The organism is Actinomadura logoneensis (genome assembly GCF_003428695.1).
GTDB classification, from domain to species: Bacteria; Actinomycetota; Actinomycetes; order Streptosporangiales; family Streptosporangiaceae; genus Spirillospora; species Spirillospora logoneensis.
This window is the reverse complement of the sequence record NZ_QURH01000340.1, coordinates 1-504: the sequence shown is the minus strand read 5'-3', so window position 1 is coordinate 504 and position 504 is coordinate 1. Positions and strand designations below refer to the sequence as shown.

Below are 504 nucleotides of genomic sequence, written 5' to 3'. Positions count from 1 at the left end.
CTCCGGCGGCGCGTCGGTCGGCGCGTCGCGGCAGGGCGGCGTCCCCGGCCGGGGCGGCGCGAAGGCCACCCGCCAGGCGCCCCGCAAGGCTCCCCGCAAGGGCTCCCGCGTCCCGGCCGAGCACCTCCCCGTGGCCCGGATCGCGGTCGATATGTCCCTACCCCATCTGGATCGGCCCTTCGACTACCTCGTACCCAACGAACTGGATCCCAAGGCCGTGCCCGGATGCCGGGTCCGGGTGCGCTTCGCCGGCCAGCTCGTGGACGGCCTGCTGCTGGAGCGCGTCCAGGAGAGCGACCACGACGGGACCCTGTCGTTCCTGGAGCGGGTGACCTCGGCCGAGCCGGTGCTCGCCCCGGAGATCGCGGCGCTGGCCCGCGAGGTCGCCGACCGGTACGCCGGGACGCTCGCCGACGTGCTGCGCCTGGCGATCCCGCCCCGGCACGCCAAGGCGGAGGGCGAGCCGCCGCGCGAGCCCGCCGCGCCGCCGGAGCCGCCGGACGG

1 protein-coding gene is annotated in these 504 nt (G+C 77.6%); it reads left to right on the top strand.

What is annotated here, in order from left to right; translation table 11 throughout:
* Window positions 1–504 (top strand): primosomal protein N' family DNA-binding protein (locus DZF91_RS22610; RefSeq protein ID WP_456236653.1); only part of this gene is annotated, 504 nt, incomplete at both ends.